Origin of the sequence: Mesobacillus maritimus (assembly GCF_044803185.1) — a bacterium.
Classification (GTDB): domain Bacteria; phylum Bacillota; class Bacilli; order Bacillales; family Cytobacillaceae; genus Mesobacillus_B; species Mesobacillus_B maritimus_B.
The window spans coordinates 1,124,456-1,146,309 of the sequence record NZ_CP085225.1 but is presented as its reverse complement, the minus strand read 5'-3'; the positions used below and the strand labels follow the sequence as shown (position 1 = coordinate 1,146,309).

Sequence of the window (21,854 nt, the reverse complement as noted above, 5' to 3'; positions counted from 1 at the left end):
CTAGAAAGAAGAATGGCATTAGCGATTTTCTTTCTAGCAAATGTAACCAAAAGCACTGGATAACGTGCTCTTTCTATTATTTGCCCTGCTGTTTATTCATTGCTGACATCATTTGATTGATCTTCTTCTGCGATGGTTTCATTCCCATCTGCATCATCATGACTTTTAGCATTTGTTCATTAATTGGCGGATTTTTCTTCAAGTAGTCCATCATATACTTACGAGCAATGAAAAATCCTAGTGCTACACCAGCAGCTAAAGCTAGTATACCTACTAGAACGTAAGTCCACATAATCTTTTTTCCTCCTTCATGTTGTCTACCATACAGTGTACTCGACCAAACGTAATTATACAATATTCGCGAGCATTTTTCTCGATTTTAGACAAATTTTCTTTCTTTGATTGGCTTAAGCCAACCATATCGGCTGCTGTAGATATCGACAGCCATGAAAGAGGTTTCAATTTTACGAAGAACTTCAAAGAAAATGGTTTCCGCCTCTAGACTTCCGTCCGATTCTACCAGAAGAGTGCGATCATTTAAAACCTTTAAAACAGCTTTACTTTGTAATTTATTCGTTCGAAGGAAGTACATTCCTTGTTCTACCTGGAACCCTTTATGCTTGGATAGCTGCTGATAAAGCAATTGATGGATTCGCAGGACTGGTAATGGTTTAGTCAGATACTCAATTTGCCTTGAGATGATGGATTGTAGCTCACCATGTGCAGAGCTATATTCCTTAAATAACTGATAGAACATCCTTTCTCGGCCAACATAATCACTAGCGATTTCATCTTTGATTAAATAAAGTTGATAGGACCTCATCGGATCCCCTCCTCTTTAGACAAGCTTTATTCCATTATAGAAAAATAATGCTTTAGTCTTTGTCTAAAGCTGTTGCGAAAAGGCACTATTTTTGTCAGATTCACAAGATTCATTATAATTTTATAAAAATATCCTGTCCTTTTATGAAAATACAGATGAAAATTCCCTCCTTGTTACATGACAGAACAAAAAAGGGGAATGCTAAAACTAACCAAGGTGACGGTATTACAAGGATTTCCCTATAGAAACGGATGGTTGGAGATGGAAGAGAAAACAAAGATTCGCTTAACAGCTGGAGAGATGTCTGGGTTATGGACCCAATACATCAACGACACATTAGCAACCTGTGTTAACCGTTATTTTCTTGAAAATGTAACCGATGAGGAAGTTCGGCCCGTTATTGAATTTACCTTAGATACTTCAAAGCAAAACCTTAAGCTAATAGGAGAAGTATTTCAAAAAGAACGATTCCCAATACCGATTGGATTTACCGAAGGTGATGTAAACATTAAAGCCCCAAAGCTATTTTCTGATACATTTATGTTAGTATACTTACGGCATTTTTCCATCCTTGCAATGGCGGCAAGTAGCGCTATGTTAGGCGTCGTCACACGTGCTGATGTTGTTGATATTCATAAAAGAGTCTTAGAAAAAAGTGTAGACTTACAGGATAGGACAAGTAAAATCATGTTAGAGCAAGGTACCTATGTTCGACCTCCCTTTATCTCAATTCCGGACAAGGTAGATTTTGTGAAAAAACAGCAATTCTTAACAGGATTTTTTGGAAAGAAGCGCTCTCTTTCCTCGGTTGAAATCACTCATCTGTTTCTTAATATCCAGACAAATTATATTGGAAAAACCTTGATTACTGGCCTAGCACAAGTGGCTGAAAAGGAAGAAGTAAAACAGCTACTACTAAGAGGTAAACAGATGGCTCAAAAGCATGTGGAGATTTTCAGCAAATACCTATTAGATGAAGACCTGCCGGCCCCCATGGGCTGGGATACAGCTATTACAGATACTACCGCGAAGGTATTTTCTGATAAGCTGATTATGTTTCATGTATCAGGGATGATTGCCGCTGGGGTAGGTAACTATGGTGCCGCAATGGCCGCTAGTCCAAGAAGGGATGTTGGGGCTCGCTATGCTTCCTTGGTCCCTGAAATCACCCTTTACGCTGAAGACTGCGCTAACCTAATGATTAAACAAGGCTGGATGGAAGAGCCCCCACAAGCCGATGACCGTGACAGGTTAATAAAAGGCAAACCTTTACCTGATTAAAATAAATCTCTAACCTTTAAGATGCCCCTCTTTTTGAGGGATTTTTACTTTATGCATAAAGAAAAGGAATGAAGACCTTGTCTCCATTCCTTTTCTTATAACTAGTTTTGAATAAGAGCCTTAACACGGGATACGACATTCTCAACTGTAAAGCCGTATTCTTGCATGATTTTTTCACCAGGTGCTGAAGCTCCGAATTGGTCGATAGCAAGGACTTCTCCCTCATCTCCAACATAACGGTGCCAGCCTAATGAAGTACCCATTTCAATACCAAGGCGTTTCTTAACAGATCTCGGAATAACAGATTCCTTGTAATCCTTAGATTGTTGCTCGAAACGATCCCATGATGGCATGCTGATAACAGAAACCTGAATCCCCTCTGAAGCGAGTGCCTCTTGAGCTTTTACTGCAAGGCCAACTTCAGATCCAGATGCAAGCAATAATGCATCAGGGTTATCATTTCCAGCAGGAGAAATCACATATGCACCACGAGAAACACCGTCATATGCATTTTTATCAGTGTCCTTAATTGTAGGTAAGTTCTGGCGCGTTAACACTAGCGCTGTTGGCTTATCCTTGGATTCAACAGCCACTCTCCAAGCTGCTGCTGTTTCATTCCCATCAGCCGGACGGATGACACCTAGATTTGGCATTGCACGTAGTGCTGCTAATTGCTCAACCGGTTCATGTGTAGGTCCATCTTCTCCAACTGCGATACTATCATGTGTAAACACATAGGTTACTGGAAGTCCCATTAATGCTGCTAAGCGAATCGCAGGACGTAAGTAATCGGAGAAGACAAAGAATGTTCCACCAAATACTTTTAACCCACCGTGAAGCGCCATTCCATTCATTGCGGCACCCATCGCAAATTCACGTACCCCAAACCAGATATTGCGTCCTTCAAATGAGCCAGGGAAGAAATCTCCTGAACCTTTGACCATGGTTTTGTTTGAACCTGCTAAGTCAGCAGAGCCACCGATAAAGAAAGGAACAGAATTGGCAACAGCATTTAGTGCTTCTCCAGAGGAAGCACGGCTAGCTAGACTCTTTCCTTCTTCATATACAGGTAGAGATTTTTCCCAACCTTGTGGAAGTTCCCCTTTTGTCGCCGCCTCTAGCTGAGCTGCAAGCTCAGGGTATTCAGACTTATACTTTTCAAAAAGCTCATTCCACTCCTGCTCAGAAGATTGTCCTTTTTCAACAATCTGCTTTTCAAAGTTTTGATAAACTTCTTCCGGCACGTGGAAATCTTCCTCGAACGTCCATTTATACGCTTCTTTTGTCAGTTTTAATTCATCTGCACCTAATGGAGCTCCATGTACATCTGATTTACCAGAAAGATTCGGTGAACCATACCCGATAACTGTTTTCACTTCAATCATCGTTGGACGATCTAGATCACTCTTCGCTTCTTCAAGCGCTTTTGCGATTTCTTCTAAATTGTTTCCATCTTCAACGCGGACATATTGCCAGCCGTAAGCCTTAAAGCGACCTTCGATACTTTCGGAGAAGGATTTATCTAAATCTCCGTCTAGTGAAATATCATTGGAATCATATAAAACAACTAATCGACCAAGCTTTAGATGAGCCGCTAGAGAAGCTGCTTCCGCTGAAACACCCTCCATTAAATCGCCGTCTCCACAGATGCTATATGTAAAGTGGTTCACAATTTCATATTGGTCTTTGTTATAAACCGCTGCTAAATGACGTTCTGCCATCGCCATTCCTACTGCCATTGCAACACCTTGTCCTAATGGTCCAGTCGTTGCTTCCACTCCTACAGTGTGGCCATATTCAGGATGACCTGGAGTTTTGCTTCCCCACTGGCGGAATTGCTTAAGTTCCTCCATTGGGAGTCCGTACCCGGATAGGTGTAACAAGCTATAAAGCAACATCGAGCCATGACCCGCAGATAAAACAAAACGGTCACGGTTCAACCAATCAGGATTTTTTGGATTATGGTTCATAAAGCGCGTCCAAAGGGTGTACGCCATTGGGGCAGCCCCCATTGGCATTCCTGGATGCCCAGAGTTAGCTTTTTCAATCGCATCAATCGATAAAGTACGAATCGAGTCGATGGATAAAGTATCAATTTTATCGAACATTAGATACATCCTTTCTATTTAAAAACTACATACAACCTTAATATTATAGTGACACCTTTTTTTAATCAACAATTGACTACAAAAAAATGCAAAAATCTCACCTAACCCTTTTTATTATGCCAAAAAGGGGAACACCTATGTATGCCCGTTAATTCTAATGTGATAAGGATTATACACTGTTTCACAGAACATTTGTGAGTAATCACTCATATCCCGTTGACGAAATGTTAGTTTTAAATGATAGTAAAGATGAGTAATAACTCACTTTTTAAAGGGGGATGTTGTTAGTGACTGTTAATATCGCAATCGAAAACGTCCAGAAAAGTTTTGGCAAGAAGATCATCCTAGACCAAATCAATTTAACCATTAACAGTGGCCAAATATACGGACTTATTGGACCCTCAGGCGCTGGGAAAACCACTCTTGTAAAGATGATTGTGGGGATGGATTCTCCAGATACTGGAACGATTCACGTTTTAAATAAAACAGTGCCTAATCTAAAATTGCTTCAAGAAATCGGATATATGGCCCAATCGGATGCTTTATATTTAGAGCTGACCGGCATGGAGAACTTAGTGTTTTTTGCCGCACTATATAAAATAAAGAAAAAAGAAATGCAGAAGCGAATTTCCTATGTCACTAAGCTTGTAAACCTTGATTTAGATATTCATAAAAAAGTGTTCACCTACTCTGGGGGAATGAAACGTAGATTATCGCTTTCAATTGCTTTACTTCACAACCCGAAAATTCTTATTTTAGATGAACCAACCGTTGGGATTGACCCAGAGTTGAGACTACATGTCTGGAATGAACTGCTTCGATTAAAAACAGAAGAAGAAAAAACAATCATTGTGACCACGCATGTGATGGAAGAAGCGGAAAAATGCGATTATATTGCAATGGTAAGAGACGGTCGTATCATTACCAGGGGAACCCCAGCTGAATTAAAATCGACCTATCAAGCAAGAAACTTCGATGAGGTATTTCTGAAGGCAGGAGGTAGGGGAAATGAGAATAGTGGCGTTAATTAAAAGGATATGTAAGCAGATGTTCCGCGATAAACGCACCTTAGCTTTACTCTTTGTTGCTCCATTGCTGATTTTGTCCCTCATGTATCTATTATTTAATGCGGAGACTTCCGATTACGAGATTGGTGTCATGAATATTGACCAAAAGCTTGCCGAAAACCTCGAAAAAATCGACGAGATCCAAATAACCTCCTATGAAGCTAGTGATGAACCAAATGCTATAATAGTAGCCGATGACCTAGACGGATTTCTAAAAATGGAGAACAAAAAAATCGTATTGCTTCTCCAAAATGATGACCCCACAAAAGCGAAAGGTTTACAAATAAAAATTAACCAAGCTGTTTCCTCACAATTTCAATCCGAACTCGGCTTTGAAAGTTCCTCAGAAAAACTAGATATAAGCTATGTATATGGAGATGAAGACACGGTATTTTTTGATGTCCTTAGCCCTATCTTAATTGGATTTTTTGTTTTTTTCTTTGTTTTTCTTATTTCAGGAATTGGTTTCTTAAAAGAACGCACATCGGGTACATTAGAAAAATTAATGTCGACTCCTATTTTAAGAGGAGAAATAGTCACTGCTTATTTAATTGGTTTTGGATTATTCGCGATTATCCAAACCATCATCGTTGTATTATTTTCCGTCAATGTTTTGGATGTCGTTCTGATTGGCTCTGTTTGGAATGTAATCCTAATCAATTTAATCCTAGCGTTGGTTGCTTTATCTTTAGGTACGCTTCTTTCTGCATTCGCAGCATCTGAATTTCAAATGGTTCAGTTTATCCCGATTGTAATTGTCCCGCAGATTTTCTTCTCGGGAATCATTCAGCTTGATGGATTGGCCCCTTGGTTACAAGTGTTGGCTAAAATCATGCCTATATATTATGCTGCAGATGCTCTAAAAGGGGTCATGTACAAAGGAGAAGGGTTAATTGAGATAAGCAATAACCTATATGTTTTGCTATTTTTCGCTTCCATCTTTATTCTACTAAATATACTAGCCTTAAAAAGGTACCGAAAATTATAGTGATGAAGTGGTGCGAATGGAGTTTCCTCGCTGACATCAGATCCCCCATTGGATGCGATGATTGCATTTTTTGGGGGCTATTTTATTCAGTTTTGAGTTTATTCTATGACCTTGTAAAAGATGATGATGTTGAAATGAAAGGATCCTTGGCTTATTCATGGTCAGACATAAAAAAAGCCAAGGTCCAGCGACCTTAGCTTTTTGATTTTGCTATTAATGTAGCTTTTTCTTATCTCGAGCTTGTTCTTCCTTCAATTTCTTTGGAGTAACATCATTTCCAAGAGGATCGACAATGGTAACACCTTTTAATGTATTTAACATTGAGGATCTAAAGGTTTGTAGGTATTCTGCTCGTAGGGCGGTTTGCTCTTTCGCCTCATCTTCTGTTAAACGAGAAGTCTTTGCTTTTTTCGCTAATTCATTAATTCTTGCAAGTTTATCTTTAGAAAGCATTAAAAAGCTCCTTTATTTAAAAAATTAACATAGGAGCTATTTTACGTGAAATCATTGCTTTTTACAAGAATGGAGCATTATTAAGAAATCTATTTTGTTTAATCACATGCTATTGGATGACTATAGTACTTGATAGTAAAACACACTCCAATAAGGATTTTAAACATTACAGAGACTCTTCTTCCTTCTCTTTAGAATCCATGAATTCCTGAAAACGCCGATGAACCGTTGCCTTTGAGACTTGATATCCAAAGCCTCTTAGCGTAGCAGCAATATCTGCAAACGTAAGGCCATTCTGGCGCAACCTAACAATTTCTGCAATTGGTGCCTCTTTGCGTTCTCGTCCAGAATGCTCACCTTGATTTTTAAGATTACGCTCAGGCTGATACCCTCGCTTAATTGCTCGGTTCATCCCACGTTTGATTTTGATGTTATGCAACTTTCTTTGGTACTCTTCAACCATTCCTACAATTTGCAGAACCATCGTGTCTGATTCGGAAAGCTGAAGTTCTCCATGATGAGAGATGCTGTATAGTTTAGCTCCTTCTTTTACAATGCAATGAAGGAGCGCGATCTTAGCATTTCCTCTACCAAGACGAGTCTCATCTTGAATTAGTACCGCAGTTATTTTTTCTTCTTTTATCGTTGTTAGAAGTTCTAATATCCCGTCCCTTTCAAGATCATAGCCACTTGCCTGTTCTTTAATAACACGGATGACATCCATCCCCTGACTTAAAGCTAAACCAATTAGTTCTTCTTCCTGTCTGATAAGAGAAGACTCCTGTGTATCTTTCTTGGTGCTAACCCTACAGTAAATAACTGCTTTCATTTTTCCACCCTATTCTAATCAATTCCGGCATATTGTTTTGCATCACTTGATGCGGGGGTAACTGGTAGGAGCAATTCGTCCCCTACGTAAATTTTCCCATCTGAAATTCCATTTTTTCTCTCGACCCATGCAACAAATTCATTTTTTGATAGATTATGATTTTCTGAAAAATCCTCAGCCATCTCCCAAAGTGATGCACCTGATTCCACTGTTACTGTTATGTATTTTTCATCGTCTAATTTAAGCCCACTAGCTAAAACCAACGATAGAATGAGACTCGTTGCGATTAATAAAATGGTATAAGAGTTGTTCCGCCATATCTTTTTCATTATTCACACCTCATTTAAGAATGTATGTTCGTTTATTTATTTTGATTATAATGCGAACATTTGTTTCTTGTCAACGAAAATATTCGAACTTACGTTTGTACCATACGAACATACGTGTTATAATGAGAACAGATAAAAAAGACGAGGTGCGTGAAAATGACAAAACTATCGAAAAGGCAGCAAGACATCCTTAGTTTCATTAAGGATGAGGTAAAGAAAAAAGGCTATCCACCGTCCGTTCGTGAAATCGGTGAAGCAGTTGGCCTGGCTTCAAGCTCAACTGTTCACGGCCATTTGGCACGTCTTGAAAGCAAAGGATTAATTCGCCGAGATCCTACTAAGCCTCGTGCAATTGAAATCCTTGAGATTGACCAAGATATACCAACTCCAAAATACACAGTTGTAAATGTCCCTGTTGTCGGGAGAGTTACGGCAGGTCAACCTATCACCGCCATTGAAAATGTTGAAGAATACTTCCCACTTCCAGATACTCTTGTCCCTTCCGAGGAACAAGTATTCATGCTTGAAGTCATGGGTGATAGTATGATTGATGCTGGTATTCTCGATGGTGATTATGTCATTGTTAAACAGCAACAAACTGCAAATAATGGAGAAATCGTCGTAGCTATGACCGAAGAAGATGAAGCAACTGTTAAACGATTCTTTAAAGAAAAAGACTTCATTCGCTTACAGCCAGAGAACCCAACTATGGAACCAATTATGCTTAGGAATGTTTCTATCCTTGGGAAAGTAATCGGCGTTTACCGTCATATGCATTGATTTTACCTTATCAAAAAGAGCTTGCCCCAACAGTTAATTATTTGGGACAAGCTCTTTTTGATGTTTTTCATTATAGGTTTAACATTTTGTTTTAGTCTACCTAATTTAACATTACCGACCCCTTCATGAAGCACTTTTTTCATCTCTCCATGCTTTTTTGTGCTCTATGAACCCTTCATAAAGCACTTTTTCCATCCCTCCAAGCATTTTTGTGCTCTATGAACCCTTCATGGAGCACTTTTTCTATCTCTCCATGCTTTTTTGTGCTCTATGAACCCTTCATGAAGCACTTTTTCCATCCCTCCAAGCATTTTTGTGCTCTTTGAACCCTTCATGGAGCACTTTTTCTATCTCTCCAAGCTTTTTTGTGCTCTATGAATCCTTCATGGAGCACTTTTTCTATCTCTCCAAGCTTTTTTGTGCTCTATGAATCCTCCATGAAGCACTTTTTTCATCACTCGAAACCTTTTCATGCTCTTCGATCCCCTTCATGAAGCATTTTTGCACCCAGCCCTCCAAGCTTAAATTTACCTCTGCTATAAAGTTTTCAACGCTATGACCTCTTCATCAACCTAACATAAAAAAAACCCAACACCATAGGTGCCGGGGTTTTTTTGGTAACAATTTTTAGTACATGCTCAAGTACTGCTCGCGCTCCCATGGGTGCACTTGCGTTCTAAACATATCCCACTCAATCTCTTTTGCTTCGACGAAGTGTTCAAGGATGTGCTCACCTAGTGCAGCACTGATTACTTCGTTAGATTGCAACTCCTGAAGTGCCATTGAAAGATTTGCCGGAAGATCAGAAATTCCTGCTTCTTCACGCTCTTCTTTATCCATTACATAGATGTTTCTGTCTACTGGAGCTGGAGGAGTCAATTTGTTTTTAATTCCATCAAGTCCAGCTTGTAGAAGAACCGCCATAGCTAGGTATGGGTTAGCAGCCGGGTCGACACTACGCACTTCCACACGTGTGCTCAAGCCACGGGATGCAGGAATACGAATTAATGGTGAACGGTTTTGAGCAGACCATGCAACATAACATGGAGCTTCATAACCAGGAACTAAACGCTTATAAGAATTTACTGTTGGGTTTGTGACTGCTGTGAAAGATGTAGCATTCTTAATGGTACCTGCAATAAACTGTCTAGCTGTATCACTTAGTTCAAGGTCCCCTTTTGGATCATAAAATGCATTTTCGCCGTCTTTAAACAATGAAAGATTCATGTGCATTCCAGAACCGTTTACACCGAATAATGGCTTCGGCATGAATGTTGCGTGAAGACCATGCTTACGTGCAATTGTTTTTACCACAAGCTTAAATGTTTGGATGTTGTCACAAGCTGTAATTGCATCTGCGTATTTAAAGTCAATTTCGTGCTGTCCTGGAGCTACCTCATGGTGAGAAGCTTCGATTTCAAAGCCCATTTCTTCTAGCTCTAGAACAATGTCACGACGGCAGTTTTCCCCAAGATCTGTTGGAGCTAAATCAAAATAACCACCATTGTCGTTTAATTCAAGAGTTGGTTCCCCTTTTTCATCCAACTTGAATAAGAAGAATTCTGGCTCAGGTCCTAAGTTAAAATCAGTGAAACCAAGCTCTTCCATTTCTTTTAAAACACGCTTTAAGTTTGCACGTGGGTCACCAAGGAATGGAGTTCCATCTGGATTCTGAATGTCACAGATCAAACGAGCAACTTTTCCTTTTTCAGCAGTCCAAGGGAAGACAACCCAGGTATCTAAATCTGGAATTAGGTACATATCTGATTCTTCGATACGAACGAACCCTTCAATTGAAGATCCATCAAACATCATCTTGTTATCTAATGCTTTTTCAAGCTGGCTGATTGGAATCTCAACGTTTTTGATTGTTCCTAAAATATCAGTGAACTGCAAACGGATGAACTTAACATTTTCCTCTTGAGATAAACGTACAATATCTTCTCTAGTAAACTTAGCCATTCTTTTTTTCCTCCCACTATTTTCATATTTTCATAATTTTACTGGAGTCTAGGCGGGTGGCCTTGGCCCCGATTAAACCTTCCTGCTCTGAGTAGCTCTTTGCGAAGAATCTTGCGCAACTCAGCATCCGATAGGTCCTTGCGTACTTTTTCAGCTTCTTGGTTGTCTTCATCAGTAGGTACTTCTTCTTGTTGCTGTTTTACATTGAAGATTTGTTTTATGCCAGCAAGATTGACACCTTGGTCAATTAAATCCTTGACTTCAAGCAGTTTGTCAATATCGTTTAAGGAAAAAAGACGTTTATTGCCTTCTGTTCTTGCTGGAGAAATCAAGCCATGTTCTTCATAATATCGGATTTGGCGTGCTGTTAAATCAGTCAACTGCATGACAATCCCGATAGAAAACAGTGGCATATTCCGGCGAATCTGGCTTCCGCCCATTTGATTTCTCTCCTTTCTCCTTTTGATAGTTTTATTATATGTAACGTAAGTTAACATGTCAATGCTATGTTAGATAATCTGACATGATTTTTTATTGCAATCTTTAGAAATTGATATTCAAGCAAGTTGAACCTATGTTTCCCCAAGGGTGCAAGCTTATTCCTAAAACGTCAAACCTTCTCCATTTATTCGATTACCACCATCCCTTTTCCAACTAACCGATCAAGAGCAAGACAGATGGCCATCTTTACATGTGAATACGTTAAACCACCTTGAACATAGGCAACATACGGTGGACGGGTTGGACCGTCAGCGGTTAGTTCGATGCTGGCCCCTTGGATAAACGTACCTGCCGCCATAATGACATCATCTTCATAGCCTGGCATATAGCTTGGGTATGGCGTTACATGAGAATTAATTGGAGAAGCAAACTGGATTGCTTGACAGAAGGCGACCATTTTGTCGCGGTCATCAAATTGCACCGCCTGAATCAGATCCGTTCTCTCAGCATTCCATTTTGGCTGTGAGTTCATCCCACAGCGTTCAAGGATGGCTGCTGTAAAAACGGCTCCTTTTAAAGCTTGACCGACAATATGTGGCGCCATGAAAAAACCCTGGTACATTTCCTGGAGAGCATAAAGTGAGGCACCAGCTTCCGCACCAATTCCCGGTGAAGTCATTCTGTAGGAACAGGCCTCCACTAATTCGGTTTTACCTACTAGATAACCACCCGTTTTGGCCAACCCACCACCTGGATTTTTAATCAGAGAGCCTGCCATTAGGTCGGCCCCGACATGGCAAGGCTCTTGCGCTTCTACAAATTCCCCGTAACAATTGTCTACGAAAACAACAACATCTGGTTTTATCTCTTTAACAAAGCGAACCATCTCACCAATTTCAGCCGTCGTGAATGAAGGGCGGGTTGCATATCCTTTTGAACGCTGAATGCCAATCATTTTTGTATTTGGCTTAATGGCCTTTTCAACGTTTTGCCAATCAATCTGGCCCTCTGCCGTTAAAGCGACGGAATTATAAGAGATTCCGAACTCTTTTAATGAACCATTGCCACTTCCGCGAATTCCAACGATTTCTTCGAGCGTATCGTAAGGCTTCCCTGTCATATATAAAAGCTCATCGCCTGGTCGGAGTATTCCAAAAAGTGCAATCGAGATTGCATGGGTACCTGAAATGATTTGCGGCCTTACTAAACCAGCTTCCCCGCCAAATACATCGGCATAAATTTTCTCCAAGGTGTCACGCCCAATATCATCGTACCCATACCCAGTGGACGGAATAAAATGCGAATCACTGACCCTATATTTTTGGAAGCTCTGCAAGACACGAAATTGATTGGTATCAATCATTTCATCCATTTTCTTATGTACTACTGCAATTTGTTGCTCGATTTCCTGAACAAGCGGTTCAAGCTTTGCCCCGGAGTTCAATTGTGTAAACATGCTGTGGTTTCTCCTATCTAACTGAATATTTATTAAGCTGCCCTGCCACTTGGTGGTCCTTCAAGGCAAACCCTTTACATACATATCCTTGCTTTTCTTCATCAAAAGCAAGCTCCCTTAAAATGGTCTCATTTTTAAGCTGAGAAAGTAGTTTCCCCTCACCGGAGGGAACTAGCACATGGAAGGGCTCCATAAGCTCGATAACAGTTGCTTCAATACTATGCTGAATTTTAGCAAGGTCTCCCTCATCAAGTGCACTAATGAAAGCTGTTTTCGTTTTCGCAGTTGGAACGAAATCCGGATGAGCGATATCCCTTTTATTATAAATCGTTATTTGCGGAATTTGATCCGCCTTGAGGTCTTCTAATATCTTATTGACCGTTTTTTCGTGTGAAAAATAATCTTGATTCGCCATGTCAACGACATGTAAAAGTAAATCGGCTTCCTGCACTTCTTCTAAAGTAGAACGGAAAGCGGCAACCAGCGTGGTTGGCAAGTCTTGAATGAATCCAACCGTATCCGTCATGAGGACCGAAAAACCACTTGGTAAGATGACTTTTCTCGTCATCGGGTCAAGCGTCGCGAACAATTGATTTTCTTCATACGAATCTGCCTCGGTTAAGCGATTGAATAGGGTTGATTTCCCAGCATTCGTATACCCCACAAGGGCAATCTGAAAGGTTTTGTTTTTCTTACGGCGTTCCCGATAACGATCACGATGCTGAACAATAACATTTAATTGACCCTTAATATCATCAATTCGACGACGGATATGACGACGGTCTGACTCAAGCTTCGTTTCCCCAGGACCCCTTGTTCCAATACCAGCACCAAGTCTTGATAACGCAATCCCCTGCCCCATTAAGCGCGGAAGCAAATATTGAAGCTGAGCGAGCTCTACCTGTAGCTTCCCTTCCTTTGACCGTGCTCGGCGGGCAAAGATATCTAAGATTAATTGTGTTCGATCAATGATGCGAACCTCAAGATCTTTTGACAAATTCCGAATTTGACTCGGTGAAAGTTCATCATTAAAAATAATTAAATCTGCTTCGAGTTCCTCCACCAAAGCTTTTAATTCCTCTACTTTCCCTTTGCCAATGTATGTAGATGGATGGATTCGTTCCCGTTTTTGCACGACCGAAATCTTTACCTCGCCTTGTGCTGTTTCCGTTAACGAAGCCAGCTCATCCATTGAATATTGAAAACGCAAATCATCCGACGCGGGTGTTTGACATCCGACGAGGATCGCTTTTTCAGAAACATTTTTCTGTTCCAAGCGAATTCCACCTTTCTCCTTATATATTCTGAACTCATCATACCAAAAAAGAAAGGTGAACCAAAATTTTTCCACAAGAGATTTATGAAAAGGATTCCTTGTATAAAAACCAAGCTCATGTTGATAAAATCATAATGGCTAATTTTAGTAACAAAATACAGACAAACTTAGGATTCGAAAAGTAGGACTGAATTAATTTCCATCAATCAAAAGGGTCATGCTAGCTAGTAAAAAAGCATGACCCTTTTGTCCCCCTTTGTAACATTTACTTTACACTTACTTGCATTCTTCTCATTCCAAATAGTATAAGTGCTGATTTCCATAAAAATTCTTTAAAACAAATTCTTTGGCTGGAATTTGGAGCCTTGAATAAGACAAAAGAAAGTCCTTATTATCGTACGGAACTTCTTTTAATGACACATCGATATTCCCCGCTTCCCCTACAGTGATCATTGCATAAGGTGCTAACGGCTTGTGTTGACAGCCTAGAGAACCGGGATTGAAATAAATTCGTTCTCGTGATTTAAAGTGATGAACTACATGGTGGTGGCCAAAACAAACCATATCAGCCTGTGATTCCTGGTAATGCGCATCTAGTTTTTTTACAGTTGGTTCATAGTCGACTGGCAACAAACACTCATTATCATTTAAATGATAATGTGTAAACAAAAATCTTTGACCATTGTAGACAGCTGTAGATTTTTTCGGAATTTGTTCTAGAAGTGGCAAAAAATATTTGTCAAAATGTTTTGCAATCCATTGATGGTGCTCCCTTTCTGCTCCAATACTATCCGGCTGTTCACCAGCGAGTATGTCCATTATGGCTCGGTCATGATTTCCAATTACAAATGAGGTATCCTTTCTTGAAAATAATAGATCAAGGACCTCGTTTGTTTCATGTCCAATTCCAATTAAATCTCCTAAACAATGAATATGAGTCGTCTCATTGTCTCGGTCAATCTCATCCAACACAGCTTTTAACGCCGAATGATTCCCATGAATATCAGTTAAAATCGCTATTTTTTGTTGTTCCATAACCCACCCCCAGGTTTATGACTCATATCTTTCTGAACTTTGTAGTCCCAAAAATTCTCAACGTAGAATCCGATATTTCATTATACAAATTTTAACATATTTTCTCCTATGTTTTGTAGATTTGCCCAAAGGTAAAGGGCGAAAGCTCATGCCTCCGCCCTTGAGAATATTTTTAGTCCTCGTTCAAAATTAAATCATTGCTCCGCAGGGTCACCAGTTCATGCCGTTCGAACTGGTTATCAAGCAAGAGTCTCATTGCCTGGGCACGAATTGATTTCTCAATAATATTTCGGACATATCGCCCATTTGAAAAACCAGTTGGACCTAGGCTTGATTTAACCCATGCTAGATGTTCACGAAGCTTCCTTTCTGCTTCATAGCTTAATGTATATTCCCTTTCATCTAGCATTCGTTGTCCGATTTCCATCAGCTGATTAATGGTATAATCCGGGAAATCAACAACGAGTGGAAATCTTGAATGCAGCCCAGGGTTTAACGAAAGAAAATAATCCATTTCTCGAGAATATCCAGCTAAAATTAGAATAAACTCATGCTGTTTATCTTCCATATGTTTGACAAGCGTATCGATGGCTTCTTTTCCAAAGTCCTTTTCCCCGCCGCGTCCTAAGGAGTATGCTTCATCAATAAATAAAATTCCTCCAAGAGCCTTTTTGATTAAATCACGGGTTTTCTGAGCGGTATGGCCAATGTATTCCCCTACTAAATCAGCTCGTTCTGCTTCAATCAAATGCCCTTTAGAAAGGACATTCATTTTCAGAAAGAGCTTTCCTATTAATCTAGCCACTGTTGTTTTTCCAGTGCCAGGGTTGCCCTTAAACATCATATGCAAAGCTTGGCGACCCGCCTTTAACCCTTTTTCTTCCCTTTTTTTATTAACATAAATCCAAGCATAAATTTCTTTTATCATTCGTTTCATTTCTTCCATACCAACCAGTGTCTCAAGTTCATCTTCGATTTCTTTTAGTGCTTCATGGTCAGTAGGCTTCGGTTTGGGTTTCACATCTAAATTCGGCGATTTAGGCAATTCTTTTATTGCCGGATTTCGTTTTTGAGCATTCAAAACAATGCTGATTTGTCCATTGTTATTCATGCGAAACGGTTGGTCCAAGCTTTCTCACCTCTATTCTAAGGGACAGTCTATGTGAAGAAGCTCTTATTTTAGATAAAAGCCTTTCTAGAGAAACCTGTTTCCCTAAGAGTTCATCCCCTTAAGAAACGATCACCATCTTGCGGTTTAACGGGAAATACTCCTTAATCTATATGTATTCAAGCAAACAGAAATTCATTAAAAGGAATTTTTCGATAGCTCGCCAAAAAGCCCGCAATTATATTGCGAGCTTCTGTATCCTTATTCACCTTTCCCCTAATCGTATGAGGAATAGGCATATTCATCCATAAACTGAATTAAGCCGTCGGTCGGTCCACTACCCCAGTGAACATCCTATTGTTCACTTCCCCAATACGAAGGAAGCTGCACCTACAGCCGATTATTGCTGTGGGTCAAGATCAATTTGGACGTTCTTTTGCGGTGCGAATGTTGAAATCGCATGCTTATAAACTAGCTGCTGTTTCCCCTCAGTTTCAAATAAAACCGTGAAATTGTCAAAGCCTTTGATTTGTCCGCGAAGCTGGAAACCATTTAATAAAAAGACCGTGACGTTAATGCCATCTTTGCGCAGCTGGTTTAAATACTGATCTTGAATGTTAATTTGTTTCATTGCAGATCCTCCTTTTTATCTCTATTATTATGTATTCGCTTTAATCTGGAGCTTTCCTTCAATATAGTTGGAAATTTCCGCGAATTTTTTTTCATTGGCATTTGCCATTGACGACATTTCAAACCATTCGACATCCATTTTATTGCGAAACCACGTTAGCTGTCTCTTGGCATAACGGCGTGAATTTTGCTTTAAGTTTTCGACTGCATCTTCCAACATAACTCTGCCATCAAAATAATCATACAGCTCTTTGTATCCAATTGCTTGTATCGATTGACAGTCTCTTATCCCACTATCATACAAATTCTTGACTTCTTCAACCAATCCCTGCTCCATCATTAAGTCGACTCGCTTGTTTATTCTATTATACAATAGTTCGCGGTCCATCGTTAGTCCAATCAAGCAAGTATCATATAACAGCTCTGGCTGTTGTTCCTGTTGGTATTCAGTCATCGTCTTGCCGGTACAATGATAAATCTCCAGCGCCCGAATCACTCGCCTTAGATTATTCGGATGAATTCTCTCCGCACTCTCAGGATCAACTTCTCTTAATCTCTGATGGAGTTCCTCATTGCCTTTTTCTACTGCCATTTGTTCAAGCTTGATGCGAAACTCATTATCGGATGCTGCTTCTGTAAACTGGTAATCATATAAAACAGATTGAATGTATAGCCCTGTTCCACCGACAATCATTGGCAATTTCTTGCGACTTGTAATTTCAGTGATTTTACCCCGAACCAGCTCTTGAAACTCAGCGACTGAAAACGGATTATCTGGTTCTTTGATGTCAATTAAATGATGGGGGATGCCTTCCATCTCTTCCTCTGTGATTTTAGCGGTACCAATGTCCATCCCTCTATAGATTTGCATTGAATCCCCACTGATAACCTCGCCGTTAAAATTTCTCGCAAGTTCAATGCTCAATTTTGTTTTGCCAACAGCGGTTGGCCCAATTAATACTAAAAGCTTCTCTTTTTGTTTCAAACAACTTCACACTGCCTTTTATTATTCTTTCTATCATTTTAACCTAAAAGTTTTTAGAAAAGCAGTTGAACATCTAAATATTATATCCCGATTACCGATGTCCTAATCTGATTTCCCTATATTTTTGCCATTCTCTTCTATTTATTTTATATATTTTTCCATCGTTTTTACATTTAGGTAACGATTCGATAACAATCGACACATTACCCCCATAATCATGTTAACTTTTATAGAAGATTATGGGGACATAACTTACTAGAAGGAGAAACAGGTGAAAACAATGATTATACAAGCTGAAATAGGAATTGATTTAGGAACTGCAAATACATTGGTTTATAATAAAAATAAGGGAATTGCTTTGAATGAGCCCTCTGTGGTGGCAATTGATAAGGATACAAAAAAGATTGTCGCCGTCGGGACAGAAGCAAAGGAGATGATCGGGAAAACTCCTGAAAAAATTATGGCTGTCCGCCCTCTAAAAGATGGGGTCATTGCTGATTTTGACATCACTTCAGAAATGCTCGTCCAAATTATGCGAAAAGCGGTGAAAAATGGGGGATTCGCCCTACGCAAACCAAATGTGATCGTTTGTACCCCGTCTGGCTCAACAAGCGCTGAGCGCCGAGCAATCCACGAGGCAGTACGAAGTGCAGGAGCTAAAAAGGTCCATATTATTGAGGAACCTGTTGCCGCAGCGATTGGCGCTGGTTTACCTGTTGATGAACCTGTAGCCAATGTCGTTTTAGACATCGGGGGTGGTACATCAGAGGTTGCCATTATTTCCTATGGTGGTGTGGTTGCCTGTCATTCCCTTCGCATAGGCGGAGACAGGTTCGATGAACATATTATTCAGTATGTACGTAAAGCCTATAATATTTTAATTGGAGAACGCACAGCTGAAAATATAAAAATAGAAATTGGTCACGCACTTGTTGAACATGACAAAATAGAAATGGACGTACGTGGCCGGGATCTTGTTACTGGACTGCCAAGTACGATTACCTTGAATTCTTACGAAATAAGAGACTGTTTAAAAGAATCATTGCTTCAGATACTCGAAACTGTACGAAAAACGCTTGAGGACTGCCCAGCAGAGCTAAGCGGTGATATCGTTGATCGTGGACTTGTCTTGACCGGTGGAGGTTGCTTGTTAAATGGCATGGAAGAATGGTTGAACAAGGAAATTTTCGTCCCCGTTCATCTTGCACCGAACCCACTCGAATCGGTCGCCATCGGAACAGGACAAGCATTGAAGTATATAAGTACTCTTCAACCTGTAGCAAAATAACGTGGATGACGCACCTCAATAGTGTATTGAGGTGTTTTTTTTATTTTCGTAGTCCTATTCACGTGAAGGAGGACTCTATTCACGTAAAATCGTACTCTATTCACGTTTTTCTCTGGTCTATTCACGTGAATCTGACTTCTATTCGCGAAACTCGTTTCTATTCACGTATTTGCTCGGTCTATTCACGTAAAATCGTACTCTATTCACGTTTTTCTCTGGTTTATTCACGTGAATCTGACTTCTATTCGCGAAACTCGTTTCTATTCACGTATTTGCTCGGTCTATTCACGTAAAATCGTACTCTATTCACGTTTTTCTCTGGTCTATTCACGTGAATCTGACTTCTATTCGCGAAACTCGTTTCTATTCACGTATTTGCTCGGTCTATTCACGTAAAATCGTACTCTATTCACGTTTTTCTCTGGTCTATTCACGTTAATCTGGCTTCTATTCGCGAGATTCGTTTCTATTCACGAATTCGCTCGGTCTATTCACTTAAAATCGTACTCTATTCACATTTTTCCCTGGTCTATTCACGCATCACACTGGTCTATTCACCAAAATCAGTCTTCTATTCGCGCATTACCTAGTCTATCCACGAAAACTCAATCTTTTCACAAGAAAAAACGCACCTCATATTTGAGAGTGCGCTTGATTTATAATTAGATTTTTTTATCTTCTTCTTTAGATACTTCTTTATCGTCTTCCATTAACCCTTTTGTTGACTTTTTAAATTCTCCTAAGGTTTGTCCAACTGCACGGCCTAGTTCTGGAAGTTTCTTTGGTCCAAAAATGATTAGTGCTAAGACCAGTATAATGATCAAGCCAGGAATACCAATGTTTGAAAACATTGCAATCCCTCCTTCTTGTTTATTTGTGTTAAGGAGGCGAGAGGAATGAGCTTCTTGATAAACTCAAACCTGACGGAGTAACACTTACTTAAATCATAAAACAAACTTCCCTATTATACAAATGACAATTATCGCAACAAAAATTTCACTTTACATAACCCTCTTAAACATTTTCTCCATTTCATAGGTAGAATAATGAACAATAATTGGGCGTCCATGTGGGCAAGTAAACGGATCTGAGGAACGTCTTAGTTCATCAAGCAATGCCTGAATTTCATCATTACGCAGATGACGGTTCGCCTTAATAGAACCTTTGCAACTCATCAGAATGGCCGCTTCTTCACGCAATTTTTTAATGTCTACTTTTTTCATTTGTAGGAGCTGTTCAATCATTTCCTCGATTGTTTCTTTTTCCTCACCTCGTGGGAGCCACTGTGGATGAGCACGAACAATAAAGCTGTTTGGTCCAAATGGTTCTAAGAATACCCCCACTTTTTCCAATTCGGATAGATACTCAGTGATGCGGATGCATTCATCAGGCGAATATTCAAAGGTTAACGGAACGAGCATTTCCTGAAGCTCACTTTCTACTTGGCCGACCTTTTCACGGAAGTATTCATATTTAATTCGTTCCTGTGCCGCGTGTTGGTCGATAATATATAAGCCCTTTTCGTTTTGAGCTAAAATATACGTCCCGTGCATTTGACCAATCGGATAGAGCGTCGGAACACGTGATGGCACTCCTGCTTCCTGTGTATTAATTTTAGCAGTGGCGGCAAACTGTTCGTCAGACAACCCCAATGAAAGGCTTCCATCCGCCCGTGAGTCAACAGGACTCTCCTGTTCCTCTTCCTCACTTTGGGGTTGAATCGCAACGCTAGAATCCACCTGCTCCTGTTCGAAATGACGCTCTTCAGAAAATCTTGACCAACTATTAGTCGGCGCAAACTCTTCCTGTTCACCATCTACCGAGTCAACAGGTCCTGCCTGAGAACCTCCCTGTTCTTGGGAAGAACTCAATGTCTCCCTTACCTCCCCAACTTCATTAAAAGGCCTCGGATTATTAGTATGAGCTTCCTTTTCAGGCAAATGATCAAGCTCAAAAAAAGTTTGTTCTGTTTTTGGTTTTTCCACCTTCGGAACAGGAGCTGTGAACCCAGTTGGAATCAATTCCTTCGTTTTAAATGTGCTCTTAATCGTCTCCGTAACAAGTTGATTTAACTCTTGTTCCTTACTAAGTCGAACTTCCATTTTAGAAGGATGCACGTTGACATCTACTAGCAATGGATCCATTTGAATATCTAAAAGCACCAATGGAAAACGGCCGATTGGAAGTAGAGTATGATAGCCTTCTTGAATCGCCTTTGACAATGGATAATTTTTAATAAAACGACCATTAATCATCGTTGAAATATAATTCCTTGATGCGCGGGTGATTTCAGGAAGCGTTATCCAACCATTAATTTTATAATCAAGAGATTCACCGGAAATGGCAATCATATTTTTTACCATATTCATTCCATAGATGGCTGCCAACACTTGTCTAACGTCGCCATTTCCCGTTGTGTAAAGCAGTCTTCTACCATTATGGACAAGCCGAATTGACACCTCAGGATGTGAAAGTGCTAGCCTGTTCACGACATCGGTAATATTGCCCAGCTCGGTATGGATGGTTTTCATATATTTAAGACGCGCTGGAGTGTTAAAAAATAAGTCAGAAACAGTGATATCTGTGCCTTTTCGGCTATCCGCTTTTTCGACCGTCTCCACTTTCCCGCCTTCAATCATAATTCTCGTCCCAGCTGTTTCACCAGTGGATGTTTTCATCTCTAAGCGTGACACAGAAGCGATACTCGGCAATGCTTCTCCGCGAAAGCCTAGTGTACGAATTCGGAATAAATCGTTTTCGTTCTTAATTTTACTGGTGGCGTGGCGCTGAAAAGCAATGAGAACATCTTCCTCTTCGATGCCACCACCATTATCGGTAATTCTAATTTTGGCCATACCCGCTTCTTCTAAGTCAATCTCAACGATTGTGCTGCCAGCATCTATTGAATTTTCCACCAGTTCCTTTACGACGGATGCAGGACGTTCAACAACCTCACCAGCAGCAATTTTATTCGATAATGCATCATCCAGCTGTTTGATTTTTCCCATCCAGGTC

Annotated in this window: 21 protein-coding genes; 5 read left to right on the top strand and 16 right to left on the bottom strand. The window is 40.1% G+C overall.

Going from position 1 to position 21,854, the window contains the following annotated elements:
- Positions 1-76: 76 nt before the first annotated feature.
- On the bottom strand, positions 77-292 hold the full coding sequence (locus LG336_RS05575) for a YneF family protein (protein WP_404331573.1): 216 nt from the start codon (positions 290-292) through the stop codon (positions 77-79).
- 87 nt (positions 293-379) lie between these two features.
- The gene (sirA, locus tag LG336_RS05570; protein ID WP_404331572.1) at positions 380-823 is read right to left on the bottom strand and encodes a sporulation inhibitor of replication protein SirA; all 444 of its coding nucleotides are present in this window, start codon (positions 821-823) and stop codon (positions 380-382) included.
- Positions 824-1,084: 261 nt separating this feature from the next.
- Here sirA and LG336_RS05565 point away from each other — a divergent pair, with 261 nt between their 5' ends.
- The gene (locus tag LG336_RS05565; protein WP_404331571.1) at positions 1,085-2,104 is read left to right on the top strand and encodes a DUF3231 family protein; all 1,020 of its coding nucleotides are present in this window, start codon (positions 1,085-1,087) and stop codon (positions 2,102-2,104) included.
- A 101-nt stretch (positions 2,105-2,205) separates the two neighbouring features.
- Here the strand turns inward: LG336_RS05565 and tkt are convergent, their stop codons facing one another.
- On the bottom strand, positions 2,206-4,212 hold the full coding sequence (tkt, locus tag LG336_RS05560; protein WP_404331570.1) for a transketolase: 2,007 nt from the start codon (positions 4,210-4,212) through the stop codon (positions 2,206-2,208).
- Positions 4,213-4,499: 287 nt separating this feature from the next.
- Here tkt and LG336_RS05555 point away from each other — a divergent pair, with 287 nt between their 5' ends.
- Together LG336_RS05555 and LG336_RS05550 are read left to right on the top strand one after the other, a co-directional pair.
- On the top strand, positions 4,500-5,243 hold the full coding sequence (locus LG336_RS05555) for an ABC transporter ATP-binding protein (protein ID WP_404331569.1): 744 nt from the start codon (positions 4,500-4,502) through the stop codon (positions 5,241-5,243).
- On the top strand, positions 5,221-6,267 hold the full coding sequence (locus LG336_RS05550) for an ABC transporter permease (protein ID WP_404331568.1): 1,047 nt from the start codon (positions 5,221-5,223) through the stop codon (positions 6,265-6,267). The genes LG336_RS05555 and LG336_RS05550 overlap by 23 nt, the downstream gene beginning before the upstream one ends.
- A 213-nt stretch (positions 6,268-6,480) precedes the next feature.
- Here the strand turns inward: LG336_RS05550 and LG336_RS05545 are convergent, their stop codons facing one another.
- The 3 genes from LG336_RS05545 to LG336_RS05535 form a co-directional block, all read right to left on the bottom strand.
- Complete coding sequence (locus LG336_RS05545) at positions 6,481-6,720, bottom strand: DUF896 domain-containing protein (protein WP_404331567.1); 240 nt, start codon at positions 6,718-6,720, stop codon at positions 6,481-6,483.
- A 166-nt stretch (positions 6,721-6,886) separates the two neighbouring features.
- On the bottom strand, positions 6,887-7,549 hold the full coding sequence (locus LG336_RS05540) for a recombinase family protein (protein ID WP_404331566.1): 663 nt from the start codon (positions 7,547-7,549) through the stop codon (positions 6,887-6,889).
- Between the two features lie 14 nt (positions 7,550-7,563).
- Positions 7,564-7,878 (bottom strand): cell division suppressor protein YneA, encoded by a 315-nt coding sequence (locus tag LG336_RS05535; RefSeq protein ID WP_404331565.1) that lies wholly within the window; start codon positions 7,876-7,878, stop codon positions 7,564-7,566.
- Between the two features lie 156 nt (positions 7,879-8,034).
- Between LG336_RS05535 and lexA the strand changes: the two genes are divergently transcribed.
- Positions 8,035-8,658, top strand: coding sequence for a transcriptional repressor LexA (gene lexA / locus LG336_RS05530; protein WP_404331564.1), 624 nt, complete (start codon positions 8,035-8,037; stop codon positions 8,656-8,658).
- Positions 8,659-9,285: 627 nt separating this feature from the next.
- Here the strand turns inward: lexA and glnA are convergent.
- The 8 genes from glnA to miaA all read right to left on the bottom strand — a co-directional run bounded on the left by glnA (position 9,286) and on the right by miaA (position 17,551).
- Positions 9,286-10,620, bottom strand: a complete 1,335-nt coding sequence (glnA, locus tag LG336_RS05525) for a type I glutamate--ammonia ligase (protein WP_404331563.1) — start codon at positions 10,618-10,620, stop codon at positions 9,286-9,288.
- A 38-nt stretch (positions 10,621-10,658) separates the two neighbouring features.
- Complete coding sequence (locus tag LG336_RS05520; protein ID WP_404331562.1) at positions 10,659-11,060, bottom strand: MerR family transcriptional regulator; 402 nt, start codon at positions 11,058-11,060, stop codon at positions 10,659-10,661.
- Between the two features lie 185 nt (positions 11,061-11,245).
- Positions 11,246-12,517, bottom strand: a complete 1,272-nt coding sequence (locus LG336_RS05515) for an aminotransferase class I/II-fold pyridoxal phosphate-dependent enzyme (RefSeq protein WP_404331561.1) — start codon at positions 12,515-12,517, stop codon at positions 11,246-11,248.
- Between the two features lie 13 nt (positions 12,518-12,530).
- Positions 12,531-13,793, bottom strand: a complete 1,263-nt coding sequence (gene hflX, locus LG336_RS05510) for a GTPase HflX (protein WP_404331560.1) — start codon at positions 13,791-13,793, stop codon at positions 12,531-12,533.
- A gap of 291 nt (positions 13,794-14,084) precedes the next feature.
- Entirely contained in the window at positions 14,085-14,828 is a 744-nt protein-coding gene (locus tag LG336_RS05505) for a metallophosphoesterase family protein (RefSeq protein ID WP_404331559.1), read from the bottom strand.
- Positions 14,829-15,000: 172 nt separating this feature from the next.
- Complete coding sequence (gene spoVK / locus LG336_RS05500) at positions 15,001-15,957, bottom strand: stage V sporulation protein K (protein ID WP_404331558.1); 957 nt, start codon at positions 15,955-15,957, stop codon at positions 15,001-15,003.
- Between the two features lie 379 nt (positions 15,958-16,336).
- Positions 16,337-16,567, bottom strand: coding sequence for an RNA chaperone Hfq (gene hfq, locus LG336_RS05495; RefSeq protein WP_221875510.1), 231 nt, complete (start codon positions 16,565-16,567; stop codon positions 16,337-16,339).
- Between the two features lie 27 nt (positions 16,568-16,594).
- Positions 16,595-17,551 (bottom strand): tRNA (adenosine(37)-N6)-dimethylallyltransferase MiaA, encoded by a 957-nt coding sequence (gene miaA, locus LG336_RS05490; RefSeq protein WP_404331557.1) that lies wholly within the window; start codon positions 17,549-17,551, stop codon positions 16,595-16,597.
- A 280-nt stretch (positions 17,552-17,831) separates the two neighbouring features.
- On the opposite strand from miaA, the gene mreBH reads away from it, so the two are divergent.
- Positions 17,832-18,839 carry a rod-share determining protein MreBH gene (gene mreBH, locus LG336_RS05485; protein WP_404333103.1) on the top strand — a complete coding sequence of 336 codons (1,008 nt, stop codon included), beginning with the start codon at positions 17,832-17,834 and terminating at the stop codon, positions 18,837-18,839.
- 662 nt (positions 18,840-19,501) lie between these two features.
- On the opposite strand, the gene tatA is transcribed toward mreBH, so the two are convergent.
- Positions 19,502-19,690 (bottom strand): twin-arginine translocase TatA/TatE family subunit, encoded by a 189-nt coding sequence (gene tatA, locus LG336_RS05480; RefSeq protein WP_404331556.1) that lies wholly within the window; start codon positions 19,688-19,690, stop codon positions 19,502-19,504.
- Positions 19,691-19,840: 150 nt separating this feature from the next.
- On the bottom strand, positions 19,841-21,847 hold the full coding sequence (gene mutL / locus LG336_RS05475; protein ID WP_404331555.1) for a DNA mismatch repair endonuclease MutL: 2,007 nt from the start codon (positions 21,845-21,847) through the stop codon (positions 19,841-19,843).
- Positions 21,848-21,854: the final 7 nt, after the last annotated feature.